Source organism: Marinobacter sp. LV10R510-11A, from assembly GCF_900215155.1.
Classification (GTDB): domain Bacteria; phylum Pseudomonadota; class Gammaproteobacteria; order Pseudomonadales; family Oleiphilaceae; genus Marinobacter.
The window spans coordinates 1,891,964-1,911,611 of record NZ_LT907980.1 but is presented as its reverse complement, the minus strand read 5'-3'; the positions used below and the strand labels follow the sequence as shown (position 1 = coordinate 1,911,611).

Below are 19,648 nucleotides of genomic sequence, written 5' to 3'. Positions count from 1 at the left end.
TCACACAAGTGGTCTTTGGTATAGATCACCGCTGAGCATCTCCCAGGAGCATTCCATGCCCGTAGTTACCCTGCCTGACGGCAGTCATCGCAGTTTTGCCCAACCCGTCAGCGTACACGATGTGGCGGCCGATATTGGCGCCGGTCTGGCAAAGGCGGCACTGGCGGGTAAAGTCGATGGCAGCCTGGTCGACACCAGTTACCTGATTGAACACGACGCCGAACTGGCCATCATCACCGAGCGCGACGCCGACGGCCTTGAGGTTATCCGCCACTCCACGGCCCACCTGTTGGCCATGGCGGTAAAAGAGCTGTTTCCGGAGGCCCAAGTGACTATCGGGCCGGTTATAGACGGCGGTTTTTACTACGATTTCAAGTACGACCGTCCCTTCACGAACGAAGATCTGGCGCGTATTGAAAAGCGCATGACGGAGCTGACCAAGCAGGACATTCCAGTGTCGCGCTCGGTGCTGTCGCGCAGCGAAGCCGTTGCGTTGTTCACCGAGATGGGTGAAGAGTACAAAGTTCGCATTATCGAAGACATTCCCGGGGAAGAAGATCTGTCTTTTTATCGCCAAGGTGATTTTATCGACCTGTGCCGTGGCCCTCATGTGCCTAGCACCGGCAAAATGAAAGCCTTCAAGCTGACTAAGGTGTCCGGCGCTTTCTGGCGTGGCGATACGGATAACGAACAGTTGCAGCGCGTGTACGGCACCGCTTGGGCTAACAAAAAAGACTTGAAAGCGCATCTGCACCGCATTGAAGAAGCCGAAAAGCGTGATCACCGCAAAGTGGGCAAAAAGCTGGGCTTGTTCCACATGCAGGAAGAAGCTCCGGGCATGGTGTTCTGGCATCCGGCGGGCTGGACCGTGTATCAGAAAATAGAGCAGTACATGCGAGATATCCTGCACCGACACGACTATCAGGAAATCAAGACACCCCAGATAGTGTCCCGCGAACTGTGGGAAAAGTCCGGCCACTGGGACAAGTTCAAAGAAAGCATGTTTACCACCGAGTCGGAAAAACACGACTTTGCTATCAAGCCGATGAATTGTCCGTGTCACATCCAGGTATTCAACCAAGGCCTGAAAAGCTATAAGGACCTGCCGCTGCGCTTGGCGGAATTCGGTTCCTGTCACCGAAACGAAGCCTCTGGTGCGCTGCACGGATTGATGCGCGTGCGTGGTTTTACCCAAGACGACGCCCACATCTTCTGTGAAGAAGATGCCGTTCAGCAGGAAGTGTCCAAGTTTATTGACCTGCTGCACGAGGTGTACAAAGATTTTGGCTTTACCGAGATTCTGTACAAGCTGTCCACTCGTCCGGAACAGCGCGTGGGCTCTGATGAAGTTTGGGACAAATCCGAAGCTGCACTTGAAGAGGCTCTGAACCGCGAAGGTGTCGATTGGGAGCTTTTACCGGGCGAAGGCGCGTTTTATGGCCCGAAAATCGAGTTTTCTTTGAAGGACTGTATCGGGCGGGTATGGCAGTGTGGCACTATTCAGGTAGACTTCTCCATGCCTGGCCGCCTTGGTGCGCAATACGTCGCGGATAACTCCGAACGTAAAACACCGGTGATGCTGCATCGAGCCGTACTTGGCTCGTTTGAGCGGTTTATTGGTATCCTGATTGAGGAGTACGAAGGCGCGTTCCCGACTTGGCTGGCTCCAACCCAGGTGGCAATTCTCAATATTACCGATAATCAGCGTGATTATTGTCAGAATCTGGCGAAAAAGTTGGATTCTTTAGGCTTTAGGGTTAATGCTGACTTGAGAAACGAGAAGATCGGCTTTAAAATCCGCGAGCATACTATTAACAAAGTTCCCTACCTTGTCGTTGTCGGTGATAAAGAAGTCGAGAACAACACCGTTGCGGTGAGAACCCGCAAAGGTAAAGATTTGGGAACCTTATCGCTCGAAGCGTTTGAGCAGCTTCTACAGGAAGATGTTGAGCGCAAGGGCAGAACCAAGATGGAGAATTAACTATTAAACAGCGAGCGAATCGGGGTGGGCGTACTCCAAAGGCACCGATTAATGAGAATATTGATGCAACTGAAGTCCGCCTGATCGATGCCGAAGGCAATCAGGTTGGGGTGGTTTCGATGGAAGACGCCCTCAAGATGGCAGAGGAGGCGACCCTGGATCTAGTTCAGGTTACAGATTCCGATCCGATCGTCTGTAAAATAATGGACTATGGCAAAAAAGTCTTCGATGAGAAAAAGGCGAAGGCAGCTGCCAAGAAGAAGCAGAAACAAACGCAAGTTAAAGAGCTTAAGTTCCGACCAGGAACTGAAGAAGGGGATTATCAGGTAAAACTACGCAACCTGGTACGTTTCCTTGAAGGCGGGGATCGCGGCAAAATCACTATCCGCTTCCGTGGCCGTGAGATGGCGCACCAAGAAATTGGTATGAAGCTCATGGAGCGAATTGAAGTAGATATTGACGCGCTGGCTCAGGTTGAAATGCGGCCGAAAATGGAAGGCCGTCAAATGACCATGATCGTGGCTCCCCGCAAAAAGAAGTGAATTTGATTCAGTGATGAATCCCCTGCCATAAGCGGGGGTTTTGTCGTTCAAGTTCATATTGATGTCATTAAAAACGAATGCGGAGTTTTAAAAATGCCTAAGATGAAAACGAAAAGTGGAGCGGCCAAGCGGTTCAAGAAAACCGCTACCGGCTTCAAGCACAAGTCAGCCTTCACCAGTCACATCCTGACCAAGAAGAGCCCTAAGCGTAAGCGTCAGCTGCGTGGTACTTCATTGGTTGCCAAGTCTGATGTGGCATCCGTAAAGCGTATGCTCGGAAAATAACGAGTACTGCACACACAACGGTTTAAAGGTAGAAGGATTATAGTATGGCTCGTGTTAAGCGTGGCGTGGTTGCACGTCGTCGTCACAAGAAGATTTTAAAGCAGGCCAAGGGTTACTACGGTGCTCGTAGCCGTGTATACCGCGTTGCCAAGCAAGCGGTTATCAAAGCCGGTCAGTATGCGTATCGCGACCGTCGTAACCGTAAGCGTACATTCCGCGCATTGTGGATTGCCCGTATCAACGCTGGTGCGCGTCTTAACGGTCTGTCATACAGCCGTTTGATCGCTGGTATGAAAAAGGCAAATGTTGAAATCGATCGTAAGGTTCTGGCAGATCTGGCCATGAACGAGAGGCAGGCATTTGCTGCTGTTGTTGAGACAGCCAAAGCATCTCTTTGATCGCTTAGTTCTTTCATCGATTACGAATCGATCCGGTGCCAGGTGCTGATCACATAGCGCAATAGGCACCGTTTAATAGGGGAAGGGCACGCTCTTCCCCTATTTTTGTTTCAAAATTTCAATTTTTGAAATTCTCACCTCTGGTTTGGAGCAGGGTCAATGGAAAACCTGGAGCAACTGGTTCAGGACGGTTTAACGGCGGTCGAAGAAGCCGACAGCTTGCAGGCGCTTGATCAAATTCGTGTGGAATACCTCGGTAAGAAAGGCGCTATTACCCAGCAGGCAAAAACCCTGGGTAAACTCTCAGCAGAGGAACGCCCTGCAGCCGGCCAGAAGATTAATGAGGCAAAAGGACAGGTTGAGCAGGCGATTAACGCCAAGCGTAGTGGCCTCGAGAGAATCGCCATTGAGCAAAAGCTTGCCAGTGAGTCTATTGATGTAAGCCTGCCCGGTCGCGGTCAGGATCTTGGTGGTTTGCACCCGGTTACCCGCACACTTCAGCGTATCGAAGAGTTCTTTTCTCGCGCCGGCTACACCGTAGAGCAGGGGCCGGAGATTGAGGACGACTATCACAACTTCGAAGCGCTCAATATCCCCGGCCACCACCCGGCCAGGGCCATGCACGATACCTTCTATTTTAATCCAGGTACGTTGCTACGCACCCACACCTCGCCGGTTCAGATCCGTACTATGGAAGCCGCAAAGCCTCCGTTTCGCATGATCTGCCCTGGGCGGGTTTACCGCTGCGATTCCGACATGACCCACACACCTATGTTCCACCAGGTTGAAGGGTTACTGGTTGAGAAAAATGTCAGCTTTGCGGATCTGAAAAGCACGGTTGAAGAGTTCCTGCGTGTGTTTTTCGAGCGCGATCTTCAGGTACGTTTCCGCCCGTCTTACTTCCCGTTTACCGAACCCTCTGCGGAGGTGGATATCGAGTGGGGCCGCGAGGCGGATGGCAGCATAAAGTGGCTGGAAGTTATGGGGTGCGGCATGGTGCATCCGAAAGTGTTTGGATACTGCGGTATTGATGCCGAGGAGTATCGCGGCTTTGCATTTGGCATGGGTGCCGAGCGCTTGGCCATGCTCCGCTACGGCGTAAATGATCTGCGCATGTTCTTTGAGAACGACCTGCGTTTTTTACGTCAGTTCCGTTAATACGACGTTTCACGGCATCCAAATCGATAGTCGAAACCGCATCAGGACAAGGCAATAACCATGAAATTCAGTGAGCAGTGGCTGCGCGAGTGGGTTAACCCGAAAATCACCTCTCAGGAGTTGATGGATCAGATTACGATGGCAGGGCTGGAAGTAGATGGCTTCGAGCCTGTGGCCGGTAAGTTTCAAGGCGTGGTGGTTGGCGAGGTTCAATCGGTTGAGCCTCACCCAGACGCCGACAAGCTGCGTGTATGTCAGGTTAGTGATGGCAGCCAGACGGTTCAGATTGTGTGCGGGGCCCCCAACGTTCGTGAGGGGCTGAAGGTGCCTTTTGCCGTGGTTGGCGCTGTGCTGCCCGGCGATTTCAAAATTCGCAAAGCCGAACTTCGTGGCCAGCCTTCTGAAGGCATGCTGTGCTCTGAATCCGAGTTGGGGTTGTCTGATAGCCACGAAGGCCTCATGGAATTGCCTGCTGATGCTCCGGTGGGTGCCGCGCTAACTGATTATCTTAAGCTTAACGATGTCGCCATTGATGTGGACCTAACCCCCAATCGGAGTGACTGCCTCTCCCTTAAAGGTATTGCCCGCGAAGTCGCTGTTCTGAATAGCCTGGTTCCCGAGGGGCCGCAGATTGATCCCGTTGAAGCCGTACACTCAGAAGTACCTGATATTCGTGTTGATGCGCCCGAGGGCTGCCCGCGATATCTGGCCCGCATACTTCGCAACGTAAACCTGCAAGCTGAGACGCCTCTGTGGATGCAGGAAAAACTTCGCCGTTCTGGGATTCGGTCGATTGATGCGGCGGTGGATGTGACCAACTACGTAATGTTGGAACTGGGTCAGCCCATGCATGCGTTTGATCGTGATGAGATCACCACGGGTATTGTGGTGCGCATGGCAAAGCCGGCGGAAAAGCTGGTGCTACTGGATGGCCAGGAAGTTGAGTTGACTGAAAAAACGTTGGTGATTGCCGATCATGAAAAGCCCATTGCGATCGCCGGCATTATGGGTGGCGAGCATTCAGGCGTTAGCGAAAAAACCCGCGACTTGGTGCTCGAGTCTGCCTATTTTGAGCCGATTTCTCTCGCAGGCCAAGCCCGCCATTATGGCTTGCACACAGATGCCTCCCATCGCTTCGAGCGCGGCGTGGACTATGAGCTTTCCCGCGACGCTATGGAGCGCGCCACAGGATTGTTGATGGAGATCGTAGGCGGCGAGCCAGGCGAAATTGTTGAAGTGGCCAGTGCAGAGCATCTGCCGAAAGAGCGCACAATTAATTTTCGCTCGCAGCGACTTGCCGATGTGTTGGGCCTAGAAATTGATCGCACCACGGTTGAGGAAATTCTGACCCGGCTAGGCTTGCGCGTCGATAAATTGCTTAAGGATGGTTGGCGCATTCTTGTACCCAGCTTTCGCCCTGATATTTCGATCGAAGAGGATCTGATAGAAGAGGTGGGTCGCATCTATGGTTACAACAACTTGCCGATTACTGAACCGACTGGTGCCTTGGGCCTCAGGCTAAATGACGAAGCGACTCGTCCATTGTCGGCTATACAGAATTATTTTGTGTCTCATGGCTACCAAGAAGCAATCACTTACAGCTTTGTGGATCCGAAGGTGCAAACCCAGGTAGACCCAGAGCGTGAAGGGATTGCATTGGCAAACCCGATCTCGTCAGACCTGTCCGTTATGCGGACGAGCCTTTGGAGTGGCCTGCTGAAAACGGTCGCCCACAACCAAAATCGACAGCAGCCGCGCATTCGCCTGTTCGAAACAGGTTTGCGCTTTCTGCAGGACGATCAGCGTATTGATCAGCAACCCATGTTGGCAGGCGTGGTTGTAGGTCCACAATATTCTGAAAACTGGGTGAACGGTCGCAGAAATGCGGATTTCTTTGACGTAAAAGGGGAGTTGGAAGGGCTCTTCAGTTTGCTGGGCATTGAAATCGGGTTTATTGGCAGCCGACATCCGGCGCTGCATCCAGGCCAAACCGCAGAGCTGCTGCGGGATGGCGAACATGTTGGATGGCTGGGTACGCTGCACCCACAAGTTCAGAAAAATCTTGAACTTAATGGCACTATCCTGATGTTTGAGCTATCCTTGAATTCGATCGTTACTGGATATGTGCCTAATTTCAAAGAAATTTCGAAATTCCCCGAAGTTCGTCGAGATTTGGCAATTATTATTGGTGGCGATGTCGCGTTTGCCGACGTAGAGCGTATAGCCCGAAAACATGCTGGCGAGCGCCTGACCGCGTTGCGTGCGTTCGATGTCTATGAAGGAGAGAGTCTTGGCGAGGGTAACCGAAGCCTAGCGCTTAGCCTGTTCTGGCAGCATCCTGAACGTACGTTGAATGAAGATGAAGTGCATTCGCTCTTCAACGGTGTTATCGATGCACTGAAGGACGAGTTGGGGGCAACACTAAGGAGTTGAGAGATGGCGGCTTTGACGAAAGCGGAAATGGCGGAGCGCTTGTACGAGGAATTGGGCCTGAACAAACGCGAAGCCAAGGAAATGGTGGAAGCTTTCTTCGACGAGATCAGAGGCGCACTCAGCCACAACGAGCAAGTGAAATTGTCGGGTTTCGGCAACTTCGATCTGCGTGATAAAAAGCAGCGTCCGGGGCGAAACCCAAAAACCGGTGAAGAGATTCCGATAAGTGCACGACGTGTTGTTACATTTCGCCCGGGACAGAAACTGAAACAGAAAGTAGAAACGTATGTTGGAACCCAGTCATAACAACGAACTCCCCGCTATTCCCGGGAAGCGCTACTTCACGATAGGTGAGGTTGCGGAGCTGTGCGCAGTTAAGGCTCACGTTCTGCGCTATTGGGAGCAGGAGTTTTCGCAGCTATCACCGGTAAAACGCCGGGGTAACCGCCGCTATTACCAGCGTGCTGATGTGATTACCATCCGCCAGATACGCAGTTTGCTGTACGAGCAAGGTTATACCATTGGCGGTGCCAAGCAAAAGCTGAGCAGCCATGAAATAAAAGATGACACGACTCAGTACAAGCAGCTTATCCGACAGATGATCAGTGAACTCGAAGAGGTTCTGGACGTACTTAACGCGCCAGCAAAATAAGCAGCCTCTTCAAACAAAAAAACCGAAGCGATTCCCCGTCACTTCGGCTTTTTTGTGTCTGAATTAACCTACTCTCATCAGAGGCTCGGTGTTGCGCTTGGAGCTGCCAGAGAAGTGGTTAGCCGGTTACTTTTCACCGGCCGTAATCGCTTTCGGCGTAATTTCTACATAAAGCGTCATAATGTTGTTTTCAACAAGCTCATCGATATGTTTCATCAGCGATGATAGGTGCACCTCAGCCGCTGCCTCTTCCGATTGGCCAAATTTGCAATCGAAGCCCCAATATATTGCATCGGAAGGTAGGGGTTTTTTACGTTCTTTTTTCAGGAATTTTCTGATGTCGTGCTTCACCGAGTCGACGACGCGAGGCACTTTTATTTTCGGATGGTCTAGCTTAAAGGTCTTTTTCATTGGGATCCTACTGGGATGGGCTACCACTGTTTGCTGGAGAGTTTCTAACTATTTGCTGGAGAGTTTCTAATGGCACGCAGTGTAAATTTTAAAGGTGGATTCTACCATGAATTCGTAGGGCGCTCCGGCGCTGGTATGCAGCGCCGGAGGCAAACAGACTAGTGCCCCCGGCTTTTGGGTATTGCGAGTAAGGTATGCGGCTTACCAGTCAGTGACGGACTTTACCTCCAAGAATTCTTCCAGGCCCCAGACGCCGCCTTCACGACTGCCATTACCCGATTGTTTCATGCCGCCGAATGGGAAGCCGGCCGATCCAGACTTGCCGTTGACTTCCACCATGCCAGACCTGACCTGCCTAGCGAGCCTTCGTGCTCTTTCTTTGTCAGCGGTCTGGATGAAGTTGGTTAACCCATAGAGAGTGTCGTTAGCCAGTTCCACAGCCTCCTCTTCGGTTTCAAAAGGTGTGATGGCCAAAACCGGGCCGAAGATCTCTTCGCTCCAGATTGTCATGCCGGGTGTAACATCAGCAAAAACCGTTGGTTTCACGAAATAGCCCTTTTCAAAACCTTCTGGTCGCCCTTCACCGCCGGCAACCAGCGTGGCACCTTCCTCTATGCCCTTTTTAATCAGCGCCTGAACCTTCAGGAACTGTTGCTCGGAGACCACCGGCCCAATATGCCGGCCTTCGGTACCTGCGTGGCCCACGTCGGTTTTGCTGGCAATCATCGCTGCGGTTTCAACGGCCTGCTTATAAATAGACTTTTCCACCAGCATTCGCGTGGGTGCGTTACAGGACTGGCCCGAGTTAACGAAGCAGTGGCGAACGCCCCGGGTCACGGCTTTTTCATCGGCATCTGCAAAGATGATATTAGCGCCTTTGCCGCCTAACTCCAGACCAACCCGCTTCATGGTATCCGCCGCTGCAATTGTAATTGCTTTGCCGGCACGGGTTGAGCCGGTAAAACTGACCAGATCAATGTCCGGATGCTCGGAGAGTTGCGAGCCCACGCCTGCACCGTCGCCGTTAATCAAGTTGAAAACGCCATCCGGGAAGCCCGAGCTATCGATCATCTCTGTTAAAAGCATGGCGGATAACGGCGAAATCTCAGATGGCTTGAGAACCACTGTGCATCCCGTGGCAAGCGCAGGGGCTACCTTCAGCATCACCTGGTTCATCGGCCAGTTCCAAGGTGTTATCAGCGCACAGACGCCCACTGGCTCGTGCACAATGATGTTATCTGGCGCGTGATCGCCAAGCGGATGCTCAAAGTTGAAAGATTTTAGCGCGCGGATGGTGTTTTTTAGATGGGCCGCGCCGGCACCAACCTGTGCGCTTCTCGCAAGATCAATGGGGGCGCCCATTTCTCGGCTGATGGTTTGAGCCATTTCTTCTGCACGCGCTTTGTAGGTTTCGAGCAAGCGCTCCAGCAGCTCAATACGTTGCTCTTTGGTCGATGCCGCCCAAGCCGGGAGTGCTTTTTTTGCAGCCCCGACAGCGTTGTCCGTATCGGCCTGTGCGCCTAGGGTAATCGTGGAAAAGCCCTTCTCATCAGAGGGGTTGATAACCTCAAGCGTCTGGGCTCCCACAGGCGTGACCCACTTCCCATTGATGTAAAACTTGGTTGAATCCATTGCGGCTCCGCTCTTTTTAGGAATTTGAATCATGATAACAGAGTCGTTGGCGCTCTATCTGCGAGTGTCGTTGTCTGGATACGGAGTGTTGGCGGTTACGAGTGTTTTTTGGTTTCCTGCCACTTTTTCGGGGATGCTCCGGCTTCCTGCAAAAAAAAGTGATTAAAGGAGCTTTGCTCTTTGAAACCGAGTAACTGACTGATCTGCAAAATGCTCAAGTTTGAATACTTTAAATAATCCTGCGCATGACCCAATCGAACCTCGGCCAGCAGATGTTGATAACTTGTGCCATGTTGCTTCAGTTGCCGCTGTAAACCGCGCTCGCTTTGCCCCAATATGGATGCGATCTGTGCCAGTTTTGGGCTGTTCGTCAGGCTTCTTTTAAGCTCATTTTTCACCTGCTCAACGACGTGTCGGGAGTCCATTGCCGTGACCGATGGGCGGGCTATGTGCTGCAGCGGCCACGACAGTACATCTGCCGCTATCATGATGCTGTTATAGCTTTGGCTGAATTTGCACTGAGCTCGGAACCCCTGTTGGTACTCTAAGGCCCGGTAATCCGACGGCCTTGGGTGCACAAAACAAACCTCCATCATTGGAATCAAACGCCCTGTCAGCTGCTCGGCCAGATGAATAATGCCGGCAAGCACGCTCTCGCACACCAGCCCCGCATGTTGCCCGATCTTTATCCCCAGGTGCGCATCCTGTAACAGATGGCTCGCACTGAGCACTAGCCGGAAATACTCCTCTATCGCTATTTTTTCCGGTGGGTTAATGATCCAGAGATCACTGACAGCCATTGCGTCAGCAAGCGTTGAAAGCCGTCCACCCGCATACAGATATGCTAACAACACCGGCTGAATGTATGGCCCCACCACATAGTGAGCCGGAGAGTTGGTGGGCTGATCAACTGAGCTGCCAGCCAAGTAGGGGAGGTATTCGCTATCGCCCAATCAGTGTCGCCTTCTAGTAAATTTTATACGGGAACGAGCAATTAAGGCAGCGTAAAGCAGGCTAGTATATTTTTCAAACAGCTTTATCAGTAGCTGAAAATAAAGATAAAAAGAGATGGCGTATGAGCAGCATTCTAACAAGCACGACCGTTGAAGGTGCCGGCATGGATGTATTTGCATATTGGGGTGAGTTTTATAACGACCCTTGGTTCTGGCAGTTTCCCATGGCGACCCTCGCTATCAGCATGGCGGCGTTTCTGATCGTCGCATTGCCCTGGACCGTTGTTGCCTGGCTAGACCCGATCCCGCTGAGAAAGTATAAAATCCAGCAAAAGCCGTTTGAGGTTAAAAAGTTTTTCCTGCCGTCCCTTGGGCGCATTCTTGTAAATAACATTATTTTAGCCACACTTCTGGTGCTGAGCTGGCCATTGTTAAAGCTCACAGCGGTGCATAGCAACGAGCTGCCGGTATGGTATGTGATTGTGGCGCAATTGGTGTTTTTCGTGCTGCTGGACGATTTTTTGTATTACGGCATGCACCGATACATGCATGAGAACAAATGGTTACTGAGGAATATTCACAGCGTGCACCACCGGGTTCGTAATACCTGGGCAAAACTCATATTCCTGCTTATCTGCGGTATTTGAAGGCGAAAAAACGTGGCTTAACGGCGGCTGAGATTGCGAAACAGGAGCGCACGGGTTGAATTGAGCGTGTGTTGCACTGATCTATAGACTGTAGCCATCAGAAATAGCCAATCAGGAGATTCACCATGCATGTGTTCATTGCAGGAGCTAACGGGCAGATAGGGCAGCACCTGTTGCGGGAAATAGCAAACAGCGATCACGAAGCTAGGGCCATGGTTCGGCACCCTGAGCAGGGGCCGGAATTGCAGCAACTGGGCGCCACCGAAACCGTGGTGGGAGATCTGGAACAAGATTGTAGTGAAGCTATGAAGGGCTGCGATGCGGTTATTTTCGCCGCTGGTTCCGGCCCTCATACGGGGCCGGATAAAACCACAGATGTGGATCAAGACGGCGCTATCCGGCTGATCGATAGCGCCAAGGCCGTGGGCATAAAACGCTTTGTCATCGTGAGCAGTATGGGTGCCGAGGATCCGGAGAATGGGCCAGAAAAACTCCGCCATTACCTGCAAGCCAAGCACAACGCCGATGAGCATCTGAAAAACAGCGGCCTGAATTACACCATTGTTCGCCCGGGCCAATTGATTGATGACGAGGGTACGGGCAAGCTCGCGGTCAGTGCGGGGCAAGGGGACTTTGGCAAAATTCCACGGCAGGATGTCGCTCGCGTTCTGCTGGCGGTGCTGGATACGGATACCACTATTAATCGGGTTTTTGAGGTGGCGTCTGGTGACACGCCAGTGGCTGAAGCACTGGCAAAACTTTAACGTTCAAAAGGCCCGCAGGTATCGCGCCGCCGGGCCTGTGAATTGCGCCGCCTTTCCCCTAAGCTTGAAGTAATACATTGGCAGGGCGAGGCGGTTTGTAAAAGCATATGTCCGATAAAGAGCTGCGTAAAAAATCCGATAAACAATCGGTCGACCAGTTTATCCATCAGGTTCGCACAATGCCTAAGCAGGGTGGCGGAGAGTCTGGTGGACAGGGCCGACTAATTTTCGCTCTGGATGCCACGGCCAGCCGGGAGGCTACCTGGGATCAGGCTTGCCACTTGCAGAGTGAGCTTTTCATGGCGACCAAGGATTTGGGCGGCTTGGCGATCCAGCTATGCTACTACCGCGGTTTTAGGGAGTTCAAAGCTACGGGGTTTGTCAGCGAGACCGGCCAGCTGCTTAACCTGATGAACGGCGTTTCCTGCTTGGGCGGACGTACCCAGATTAGCCGGGTGTTAGCGCACGCCAGGAAAGAAACCCGGGCAAAGACAGTCAAGGCCGTGGTGTTTATCGGGGATTTCTGTGAGGAGCCTGTGGACGAACTTTGCCATATTGCCGGGGAGTTAGGCATGCTGCGAACCCCGGTATTCATGTTCCATGAGGGCGCCGATGCACACGCCAAGGCCGTGTTCCAGCAGGTAAGTAAGCTGTCGGGGGGCGCTTATGCGCCTTTTGATCGCAACAGCCCTCAGGTGCTTAAGGATCTTATGGCCGCTGTTGCGGTCTACGCTTCCGGGGGAGCCAAGGCCTTGCAGGACTATTCTAACCGCAGCTCCTCCGAGGTTAAGCGTTTAACTCAACAGCTTAGATAGCACTTCTTCCAATCAACCGGTGGGCCAATTGGCCTGGAGTATCCGAGTGCCACTGACGCTTCTGGTTATCGTAATGACAGTTTTTGCGTGGGTATGGCTACGCAGCCAACCGCCCAGCCAACGAAAACCGGCTATCCTAAAATTGGTGTTGATTGCCGGTGTCCTGATGGCGGTTCTTCTGGCCGTTACCGGCCGTTTGCAAATCTTGTTAGGCTTGCTGGTTTTCCTGTTTCCCTTGCTACGCCGCGTGTTGCCATCTTTGCTGACGGGTCGGATGCGGGGCTCTGGACAGGGCGAAGCAGAGGCCAAGCCCGGCAACCAATCCCATGTTTCCAGCGATATCCTCGACATGACTCTGGATCACGACTCCGGAACCATGAGCGGTGAGATATTGAAAGGCCCCATGGCCGGGCGCGCGCTGGCGGATCTGGGCGAGAGTGAATTCATCGAGTTATTGCAGTATTGCCGGGACCACGACGAGGATTCCGCCCGGCTTCTGGAAACCTATCTGGACCGCCGCTTCGGGGATTCCTGGCGCACTGACGACCTGGCCGGCAATGACAGCGCGCGGGAAGGGGAGCCTGAAAATTCGGGCAGTGGCGGCGCTTTGACCGAGAGCGAAGCCCTGGATGTTCTGGGGCTGGAGGCTGGTGCCAACCGGGATGAGATTATCAAAGCCCACCGTCGAGTGATGCAGAAAATACACCCAGACCGTGGCGGGAGTAACTACCTGGCTGCGCGTGTTAATGAAGCCAAAGAGCGTCTTCTGAGCTAAGGAGCCGACCTGCAGTTGCCGATCCTGAAGCGCCAACTATCAGACGAAGGGTGACTCGGATTGCAGGATCTCAATGTCAAATTCTGTTTTCCTGAGCCAATGCAATCAGGTCTGTCCGGATGTCTTCGACACTCAGGTCAGGTTTGAACAGAAGGCGAGCATTTCCGTTGCGGTCGAATACATAGACGGCGCCACTGTGCGACACGTTGTAGTTGCCCTCCGCATCCGGATCGTCGTAGCCAAAGGTGGTGCGGTAGCGTTTACTCAGCTCCCGCAGCGCTTTTTCTTCACCGGTGAGGCCGATGGCTCTCTCGCTGAAGAAATCCACATAGCTTTTGAGCCGTTCCGGCGTGTCCCTTTGAGGGTCAACGCTGACGAAGACAATCCGGGTGTCGTCCTGCCATTGGTCAGGCATGTCCTTCACGGCGCGGGACAATTTCTGGAGGGTAGCGGGGCAGACGTCGGGGCAGGAGGTGAAGCCGAAGAACAGCATCCGGATCTCACCGTCGGTTTTCTTAGCAGTCACGGTATCGCCGGATGTGTCTGTCAGCTCGAAGGCCAGTTCCGGCATCAGGCCGCTGATGTCCTTGCCGCGCCAGGACTTGTCGTCGCCGAAACAGCCGGCCAGGATTACCGCTGCAATGACTACGACAGTGATCGACAGCATTCTTGGCAGGCGTGAACGGAACTGAATACTCATGAATGGGTTGCCTTCAGCTTTTCGGAATAGGGGGATACCTTACCGTCTTCTCGCATGGCGCGGCGAAGGATGATCAGTATGCCGAGAATGCTCATCATGGCAGGAGGGATCCAGGTGAGCAGCCCGCCCAGGATCTGGTCCGTCTCCGGTGCCATCGGCCAGGCACGGCCGCACACTTCGTAGACGTCATAAACCATGCTTCGGGAGAAAACGATGGTGGCGCCCAGGATTATCTGCGGAATCGCCACCATGGCCAGCAGCAGGATCCGCTTGCCATACCCTAGGGCATCACCGGATACCGGCGAGCGCGGGTCCAAGATAAGCCACCAGAACAGCAGGCCATCCAGCAGCATGCTCCAGTTCATGACCCAGTACAGATTGCGGCTGAGCATGGCATTAAAATGGATGGGCGGCCATAGCCAGAAGTAAATCAGCCCTACGAACAGGAAAGATGCAATAGCAGGGTGCTGCAGGAACCGGTATATCCAGCCCAGAGGGCACAGTGCCTGCCTGATCCCTGGCTTGATCCGGCTGAAGAGAAAGCGCATCACCGGCAGGGGATTGGAGAGTGCGATCAAGAACGGCCCCAGGTGGTGAAGAATCAGGTGCTGGCCCCGGTGAACGAAGAACATGTATTGAGAGTAGTAATCAAACCGGGTTTGCATAACGCCGTAGCAAATCATCACGCCCACCACGAACACCAGTATCCGACCGCTGCCTGGCCGATTGTCTTCAGGCATTTTCAACAGCCCGTAGCCATAGAACCCCAACACAAGCACGCAGCCCAATATCGTCGCTGGCGAAAAATCATACGGTGTCAGGTAGTCTGTAACGGACATCGGACGTTCCTTAAAGCTCTGGCGCAGAACCAGGGCATGGTTTGATCACTGCTAACAGCTAGTCGGTGTCGTTGGCTGCCCAGCTGCCGAACGCCATGTCAGCCACTCGGGCAATTTCGTCCGCCGGCACGGCATCAACGTCCCCTAGTTCCAGCGTGTCGAAGTGGAACGCACAGAGCCTGGATGCAAATTCCGCGATAGGCAAGGACGCCTCGCCACGGATTTCTCCGTTACCCTGCGTCGAGCAATTAACACCCTGGCCCCAGTCCTGACCGCTGTCGTTGTTGGGATTGAAGAAATAGACCCGCATTTCGTAGTCGTTGATCTCCCCGGTTTTGACATCGGTGACCGCGAGAAACCCGTGATTGACCCACCAGCCGTAGAATTCCGGGTTAATCCAGCGGTGAGCGTCGTCATCCCGTTCACTGCAGCGTCGCCACATTTCACCGTAGATACGATCCAGATGAGGAATCAGAATGAGTGATACCGGGTCCACGTCCACGGGTGTTTCTGTCACCAGTCCGAGTTTGAGATTTTTCGAGGAAACTTCATTGCCCTCAAAGCGTATCAGTATTTCGTTGTCCCGGGCCGCCCAAGCCAGTATTTGCAGCAGATAATCCGCCTCGTGGTCGGCCCAAAGAGACAGGCCAATGGCTGACTGGCAGCTGGGGTTGTTGCCCTGGCCAACGCCCAGTGGTTGCCCCAGCAGGTTCAGTACACCCGCCAGCAAAAACACTCTCGGAGGTTTGGCTTCACCGAACACCATTCGCAACAGTTCGCGATTCTCTTCCGACAGGTTGAGATGGATCTGACGCCACAGCGCATCGGGAATCAGATCGTCTGTTTTGTGTTCCCGCAGGTGGCGGATCAGCACAGCATGGTAGGGCGAGGCCAGACCGGTATCGTGCATGATGTTGGCGAAACATTTAGCTTCCTGGGTAAGGTCAGAATCGCCCATATCACCAAGGCGTTGACGATACACCTGCACACCAGGATCTTCTTTGCTCCCCGGGGTGGGGGCAAACAGGCTGTTAACCAGTCGGGAGGCACTTTTATTCACCGACATATCGAGTGTTGGGTCAAACAGACAGCTAGCGATCTGGCCAATCATCTCGCGGATACTGTCGACCTGAACAGGCCGTTGATCCAGCAAACGCCATACTTCCAGTACAAGGCTGTCCAGCAAGTCGGCATAGCCCAGGTGATCAACCAGGTATTGATAGAGAGACTGCAAGCGACTGGCGTGCCAGTGCCGGTTGAAGAAGGGCCGGCCGGGCCCAGTCACTGTTGCCGAATATGCCCGCTGATTCCAGCGCAGAAACCCGGCGATACAGTACATCGAACCCACCAGGCAACGTCATCAACTGACGAGCGCGCTCCAGCAGACCCATACTGGGTGCTTTTTTATCGGCACTGCGGGCGCGGGCAAAGTCTGCTATCGCCGCGTCAAAGTCTCTTGATGCTTTGGTTAAAGCAGGGCTACCGGATAGGCTCAAACGTTGAACTCCTTATTTTTAAAAGCAACGCACAGAGGCAGGATGAACCCTAATTCTACTCAGGGCCAGCGTCTCAATATCTGTAAGGATAGCAGGAGCATCGGTTACCCTTGAGCCTGTGGTGCAAGATGCGAAGTAAATCCAACCTGTCATGTGTCCCGGAACACTGCCATAAGAAAAGTGCATGGTGATGATAACACCACGCCCCTACTGTCCATCTCGAAGGTGCGATACAAAGGGATAATTAAAATGCCATCATCTAAATGAGCTTGGACATGCCAATCACGTCACTGACCCTCACCAATTCGCCCCTTAGCCTCAACTGCGTGACGCCCTCTGGCCTTGAGCCCATCAGCCCTCTATGGCTGCGCGAGCGAACCCAGGATCCGCAGCAGCTGGATGCCTTGACCTGCCAACGGCTATTCGATTCTCACCGAACCGATCCGGACCTAACGCTGGTCGGAGCGCGGCCCTTGAGCGACACGCAAACCGAGTTTTCTTTCAGCGATGGCCACGTTGAGGTCTACGACCTCGGGGCCTTGGCTTCCGAAATTGAAGGCGACAGCAACTTTCCTGAAGCCATTGCCTGGGACAGCGGCATCAATCAGACGGCCCAACGATTCGATTGGCATAAACAGGGCGACAACGAGGCATTTCACAAGGCGCTGACTGCCTATCTTCAGTTTGGCTACATCATTCTCACCGGGGTGCCAACCGATCGTGAGCGAATTCTGGAAGTCGGGAGCCATTTTGGCTACGTGAAGGAAACCAATTTCGGTCGCTACTTTGAAGTTTATTCACGACCTGCCGGTAATGATCTTGCCTATCGCAGTGTGGCGCTGGGCCCGCATACCGACAACCCATATCGCAGCCCAGTGCCGGGTATTCAGATGCTGCACTGTCTGATCAACGAAACCCGTGGCGGCCTTTCCACACTGGCCGACAGCCTCAAGGTGCTTGAAGTGCTGAAACACGAACTGCCTGAAGGCTACGAGCTGTTGCGTACCATCCCAGTGGGGTATCGTTTCATCGATGCGGGTACCGAGCTGACGGCCCGCCGCTGTATGATTCGCACCGACGCTGATGGGAATCCTATTGGGGTTCACTACAGCCCACGTCTTGACCGCCTGCCACACCTGTCCCCGGAAAAAACGCGGCTGTTTCACCTGACCCGTCAGCGCCTTGGCGAATTGTTTGCAGATCCCGCCTTTGAAATCCGCTTTCAACTCAACGCTGGCGAACTTATGCTGTTCGACAACAGCCGAGTCTTGCATGGTCGAACCGCCTTCGATACGCAAGAGGGCAGGCGACACATTCAGGGCTGTTATCTAGACAGCGATGGGCCACGGGAGCGCTTCGCAACGACATTGATTAAGGCTCGCCACGGCGTCCACGAGCGAACATGGGCTGAGAAAACAGAGGAAAGTTACGCATGAATCAGGTGGCATTCACCCAAATGAAAGACGGTACCGCCGAGGAGTACCGGTTTCTAGAGAGGCTCGAAGAACAGTTCAATGCCGGGCTGGTCGATCGCCTCATGCAGGCCCTGCAAAACCTGGAGCACGGTCTGAGTGGCTACCAGGTAAGCCGCCTGGAACACTCGTTGCAAACCGCTGCCCGTGCCGAGGCAGACGGCGGTGACGATGACCTGGTAGTCGGCGCATTACTGCATGACCTGGGTGATGAGCTGGCGCCCTGCAATCACTCGCAACTGGCCGCAAGCATCATTCGCCCCTACGTGAGTGCTGAGGTCACCTGGATAGTTCACCATCACGGGTTATTTCAGAAGGTCTACTACGCGCACCACTTTGGCGAAGATCCGAATGAGCGTGAACGCTATCGTGATCACCCCTGGTACCAGAAATGCGTCGATTTCTGCGAGCGCTACGATCAGGCGGCCTTCGACCCGGGCTATCCGACGCCGCCACTGGGGCATTTCGAACCCGTGCTGCGCCGAGTGTTTTCACGCAGGCCCTTCGACCCTGAGGTAGTCGGCGAGGAGCCTGCTGGAGGTTTCGATAGCCGAGGCTGACGCCGGGGTGGGAGTAGACCAGGCAATTGATTTCGCCCATCGAGTGGCGTATAAATCCTCGTGATAGAGGCGGCTCTTCTGTCCCTGGGCCTTAGCCGCCGGGCCGGATCAGTATCGAGGATATACGTGCCCGCCCGACGAGCTTCCACCCTGTTGCCTCCCGATATGGGGGCTCTCCCATCATTACGCGGTTTGATTGCATTTGAAGCCACGGTCAGGCTGGGTTCGATGACCGCCGCTGCGAGCGAAATGCACACCACACAGCCCACCATCTCTCAGCGTATTCGCGCGTTGGAAGAGAATGTAGGGTGTCCGCTGTTTGACCGCAGGGGCGGTCGGCTATCTCTCAATGCCCGAGGTGAAGCCTTCTACGAAGAACTGGTACCCGGGTTGGCGCGCCTTTGTGGTGCTGTCGTTGACCTCCGTCGGCGAACCCGAGAGCCGTCTCCGGTTGTCAGCATCGCTGCGGGTGCCGGTTTTACTCACATGTGGTTGCGGCCGCGACTGAAGCGCCTCGAACAGACCTTCCCCGATCGTTCGTTTCGCCTGCTGCCCATCGACAGGGACGAAGCCCCTGAGATGCAAAAGGCCGACATCGCGCTGCGTTTCGGGCCACCTCAACGGGATGATCTTGCCGATACGCTAGTGGTTCCGGAAAACGCGTTCCCGGTCTGCAGCCCGGAATACGCGCGCGAGCACAATCTGGGCGCCGAGCTGGATGCCGAAGCACTGAAGCGCATTACTCTGCTGCACCTGGACATGCGTGATCCACGCTGGCTGGATTGGGCTAGCTGGTGCAAGCTGGCACACTTGCCGCCACCTCCGCTGGAAAAGGCTTTCCCCTACAACAACTTTCCTCTGTTGCTCAATGCGGTGATCAGCCACCAAGGCGTTGCCTTGGGCTGGAGCCACGTGATCCAGGACATGCTGGCCAGCGGTCAACTGGTGGCACTAGGGCCACATGTAACGCGCAAAAGCCACGGTTACCGCCTTAGCGTGCGGAACCCTAGTAGTGCAATAATTGCCCCGGTGGTCGACTGGCTGGTACGGGAGTTTGGAGGGTAATTACAGAATATAATAGAGCCGGGTTTATACGCTCAACCTATACCCAGTCATAAACTGACCACAAACGAAA

22 protein-coding genes and 1 pseudogene are annotated in these 19,648 nt (G+C 53.9%); 16 read left to right on the top strand and 7 right to left on the bottom strand.

Annotated features, from left to right (window positions below; all coding sequences use genetic code 11):
- The first annotated feature begins 55 nt into the window (after positions 1 to 55).
- The 9 genes and pseudogenes from thrS to CPH80_RS23325 all read left to right on the top strand — a co-directional run.
- Positions 56 to 1,981, top strand: a complete 1,926-nt coding sequence (gene thrS, locus CPH80_RS09170) for a threonine--tRNA ligase (protein ID WP_096277127.1) — start codon at positions 56 to 58, stop codon at positions 1,979 to 1,981.
- A gap of 2 nt (positions 1,982 to 1,983) precedes the next feature.
- The gene (gene infC / locus CPH80_RS09165) at positions 1,984 to 2,523 is read left to right on the top strand and encodes a translation initiation factor IF-3 (protein ID WP_096277125.1); all 540 of its coding nucleotides are present in this window, start codon (positions 1,984 to 1,986) and stop codon (positions 2,521 to 2,523) included.
- A 93-nt stretch (positions 2,524 to 2,616) separates the two neighbouring features.
- Positions 2,617 to 2,808 (top strand): 50S ribosomal protein L35, encoded by a 192-nt coding sequence (rpmI, locus tag CPH80_RS09160; RefSeq protein ID WP_071264804.1) that lies wholly within the window; start codon positions 2,617 to 2,619, stop codon positions 2,806 to 2,808.
- 44 nt (positions 2,809 to 2,852) lie between these two features.
- Positions 2,853 to 3,206 (top strand): 50S ribosomal protein L20, encoded by a 354-nt coding sequence (rplT, locus tag CPH80_RS09155; protein WP_096277123.1) that lies wholly within the window; start codon positions 2,853 to 2,855, stop codon positions 3,204 to 3,206.
- A gap of 159 nt (positions 3,207 to 3,365) precedes the next feature.
- Positions 3,366 to 4,364, top strand: a complete 999-nt coding sequence (gene pheS / locus CPH80_RS09150) for a phenylalanine--tRNA ligase subunit alpha (protein WP_096277121.1) — start codon at positions 3,366 to 3,368, stop codon at positions 4,362 to 4,364.
- Between the two features lie 60 nt (positions 4,365 to 4,424).
- Complete coding sequence (gene pheT, locus CPH80_RS09145; RefSeq protein ID WP_096277119.1) at positions 4,425 to 6,797, top strand: phenylalanine--tRNA ligase subunit beta; 2,373 nt, start codon at positions 4,425 to 4,427, stop codon at positions 6,795 to 6,797.
- A 3-nt stretch (positions 6,798 to 6,800) separates the two neighbouring features.
- On the top strand, positions 6,801 to 7,103 hold the full coding sequence (gene ihfA, locus CPH80_RS09140; protein ID WP_096277117.1) for an integration host factor subunit alpha: 303 nt from the start codon (positions 6,801 to 6,803) through the stop codon (positions 7,101 to 7,103).
- Entirely contained in the window at positions 7,084 to 7,449 is a 366-nt protein-coding gene (locus CPH80_RS09135; RefSeq protein WP_096277115.1) for a MerR family transcriptional regulator, read from the top strand. The genes ihfA and CPH80_RS09135 overlap by 20 nt, the downstream gene beginning before the upstream one ends.
- A 54-nt stretch (positions 7,450 to 7,503) precedes the next feature.
- Positions 7,504 to 7,551: pseudogene (locus CPH80_RS23325) on the top strand (hypothetical protein); the annotation flags it as partial.
- A gap of 24 nt (positions 7,552 to 7,575) precedes the next feature.
- Here the strand turns inward: CPH80_RS23325 and CPH80_RS09130 are convergent.
- From CPH80_RS09130 to CPH80_RS09120, 3 genes are all read right to left on the bottom strand, one after another.
- A complete protein-coding gene (locus tag CPH80_RS09130) occupies positions 7,576 to 7,860 on the bottom strand; it encodes a DUF6172 family protein (protein WP_096277113.1) in 285 nt (94 codons plus the stop codon).
- Positions 7,861 to 8,061: 201 nt separating this feature from the next.
- Positions 8,062 to 9,492 carry an aldehyde dehydrogenase family protein gene (locus CPH80_RS09125; protein WP_096277111.1) on the bottom strand — a complete coding sequence of 477 codons (1,431 nt, stop codon included), beginning with the start codon at positions 9,490 to 9,492 and terminating at the stop codon, positions 8,062 to 8,064.
- A 95-nt stretch (positions 9,493 to 9,587) separates the two neighbouring features.
- Entirely contained in the window at positions 9,588 to 10,445 is an 858-nt protein-coding gene (locus CPH80_RS09120) for a helix-turn-helix transcriptional regulator (protein ID WP_096277109.1), read from the bottom strand.
- A 122-nt stretch (positions 10,446 to 10,567) separates the two neighbouring features.
- Between CPH80_RS09120 and CPH80_RS09115 the strand changes: the two genes are divergently transcribed.
- The 4 genes from CPH80_RS09115 to CPH80_RS09100 all read left to right on the top strand — a co-directional run bounded on the left by CPH80_RS09115 (position 10,568) and on the right by CPH80_RS09100 (position 13,446).
- A complete protein-coding gene (locus CPH80_RS09115; RefSeq protein ID WP_096277107.1) occupies positions 10,568 to 11,092 on the top strand; it encodes a sterol desaturase family protein in 525 nt (174 codons plus the stop codon).
- Positions 11,093 to 11,217: 125 nt separating this feature from the next.
- Complete coding sequence (locus tag CPH80_RS09110; protein ID WP_096277105.1) at positions 11,218 to 11,856, top strand: SDR family oxidoreductase; 639 nt, start codon at positions 11,218 to 11,220, stop codon at positions 11,854 to 11,856.
- 107 nt (positions 11,857 to 11,963) lie between these two features.
- Positions 11,964 to 12,671 (top strand): hypothetical protein, encoded by a 708-nt coding sequence (locus CPH80_RS09105; protein ID WP_096277103.1) that lies wholly within the window; start codon positions 11,964 to 11,966, stop codon positions 12,669 to 12,671.
- A 46-nt stretch (positions 12,672 to 12,717) separates the two neighbouring features.
- Positions 12,718 to 13,446, top strand: a complete 729-nt coding sequence (locus CPH80_RS09100; protein ID WP_096277101.1) for a molecular chaperone DnaJ — start codon at positions 12,718 to 12,720, stop codon at positions 13,444 to 13,446.
- 76 nt (positions 13,447 to 13,522) lie between these two features.
- On the opposite strand, the gene CPH80_RS09095 is transcribed toward CPH80_RS09100, so the two are convergent.
- Genes CPH80_RS09095 through CPH80_RS22405 form a run of 4 tightly spaced genes read right to left on the bottom strand, consistent with a single transcriptional unit; the run spans position 13,523 to position 16,481 of the window.
- Complete coding sequence (locus CPH80_RS09095; RefSeq protein WP_227520423.1) at positions 13,523 to 14,146, bottom strand: SCO family protein; 624 nt, start codon at positions 14,144 to 14,146, stop codon at positions 13,523 to 13,525.
- A complete protein-coding gene (locus tag CPH80_RS09090; RefSeq protein ID WP_096277099.1) occupies positions 14,143 to 14,985 on the bottom strand; it encodes a cytochrome c oxidase assembly protein in 843 nt (280 codons plus the stop codon). Before CPH80_RS09090 ends, CPH80_RS09095 begins: the two co-directional genes overlap by 4 nt.
- 58 nt (positions 14,986 to 15,043) lie before the next feature.
- Positions 15,044 to 16,219 carry a hypothetical protein gene (locus tag CPH80_RS09085; protein ID WP_227520422.1) on the bottom strand — a complete coding sequence of 392 codons (1,176 nt, stop codon included), beginning with the start codon at positions 16,217 to 16,219 and terminating at the stop codon, positions 15,044 to 15,046.
- Complete coding sequence (locus CPH80_RS22405; protein ID WP_227520421.1) at positions 16,191 to 16,481, bottom strand: hypothetical protein; 291 nt, start codon at positions 16,479 to 16,481, stop codon at positions 16,191 to 16,193. Before CPH80_RS22405 ends, CPH80_RS09085 begins: the two co-directional genes overlap by 29 nt.
- A 275-nt stretch (positions 16,482 to 16,756) precedes the next feature.
- On the opposite strand from CPH80_RS22405, the gene CPH80_RS09080 reads away from it, so the two are divergent.
- The 3 genes from CPH80_RS09080 to CPH80_RS09070 all read left to right on the top strand — a co-directional run bounded on the left by CPH80_RS09080 (position 16,757) and on the right by CPH80_RS09070 (position 19,578).
- Positions 16,757 to 17,917, top strand: a complete 1,161-nt coding sequence (locus CPH80_RS09080; RefSeq protein WP_157746878.1) for a TauD/TfdA family dioxygenase — start codon at positions 16,757 to 16,759, stop codon at positions 17,915 to 17,917.
- Entirely contained in the window at positions 17,914 to 18,513 is a 600-nt protein-coding gene (locus CPH80_RS09075; RefSeq protein ID WP_096277096.1) for an HD domain-containing protein, read from the top strand. The genes CPH80_RS09080 and CPH80_RS09075 overlap by 4 nt, the downstream gene beginning before the upstream one ends.
- A gap of 126 nt (positions 18,514 to 18,639) precedes the next feature.
- On the top strand, positions 18,640 to 19,578 hold the full coding sequence (locus tag CPH80_RS09070) for a LysR substrate-binding domain-containing protein (protein WP_096277094.1): 939 nt from the start codon (positions 18,640 to 18,642) through the stop codon (positions 19,576 to 19,578).
- Positions 19,579 to 19,648 lie beyond the last annotated feature (70 nt).

Coding starts and splice junctions, on each gene's coding strand:
- pheT (WP_096277119.1), top strand. CDS start 4,425: ATGAAATTCAGTGAGCAGTGGCTGCGCGAGTGGGTTAACCCGAAAATC.
- CPH80_RS09130 (WP_096277113.1), bottom strand. CDS start 7,860: ATGAAAAAGACCTTTAAGCTAGACCATCCGAAAATAAAAGTGCCTCGC.
- CPH80_RS09095 (WP_227520423.1), bottom strand. CDS start 14,146: ATGAGTATTCAGTTCCGTTCACGCCTGCCAAGAATGCTGTCGATCACT.
- CPH80_RS09125 (WP_096277111.1), bottom strand. CDS start 9,492: ATGGATTCAACCAAGTTTTACATCAATGGGAAGTGGGTCACGCCTGTG.
- CPH80_RS09135 (WP_096277115.1), top strand. CDS start 7,084: ATGTTGGAACCCAGTCATAACAACGAACTCCCCGCTATTCCCGGGAAG.
- rplT (WP_096277123.1), top strand. CDS start 2,853: ATGGCTCGTGTTAAGCGTGGCGTGGTTGCACGTCGTCGTCACAAGAAG.
- CPH80_RS09105 (WP_096277103.1), top strand. CDS start 11,964: ATGTCCGATAAAGAGCTGCGTAAAAAATCCGATAAACAATCGGTCGAC.
- thrS (WP_096277127.1), top strand. CDS start 56: ATGCCCGTAGTTACCCTGCCTGACGGCAGTCATCGCAGTTTTGCCCAA.
- CPH80_RS09110 (WP_096277105.1), top strand. CDS start 11,218: ATGCATGTGTTCATTGCAGGAGCTAACGGGCAGATAGGGCAGCACCTG.
- rpmI (WP_071264804.1), top strand. CDS start 2,617: ATGCCTAAGATGAAAACGAAAAGTGGAGCGGCCAAGCGGTTCAAGAAA.
- CPH80_RS09075 (WP_096277096.1), top strand. CDS start 17,914: ATGAATCAGGTGGCATTCACCCAAATGAAAGACGGTACCGCCGAGGAG.
- pheS (WP_096277121.1), top strand. CDS start 3,366: ATGGAAAACCTGGAGCAACTGGTTCAGGACGGTTTAACGGCGGTCGAA.
- CPH80_RS09115 (WP_096277107.1), top strand. CDS start 10,568: ATGAGCAGCATTCTAACAAGCACGACCGTTGAAGGTGCCGGCATGGAT.
- CPH80_RS09080 (WP_157746878.1), top strand. CDS start 16,757: ATGCCAATCACGTCACTGACCCTCACCAATTCGCCCCTTAGCCTCAAC.
- ihfA (WP_096277117.1), top strand. CDS start 6,801: ATGGCGGCTTTGACGAAAGCGGAAATGGCGGAGCGCTTGTACGAGGAA.
- CPH80_RS09090 (WP_096277099.1), bottom strand. CDS start 14,985: ATGTCCGTTACAGACTACCTGACACCGTATGATTTTTCGCCAGCGACG.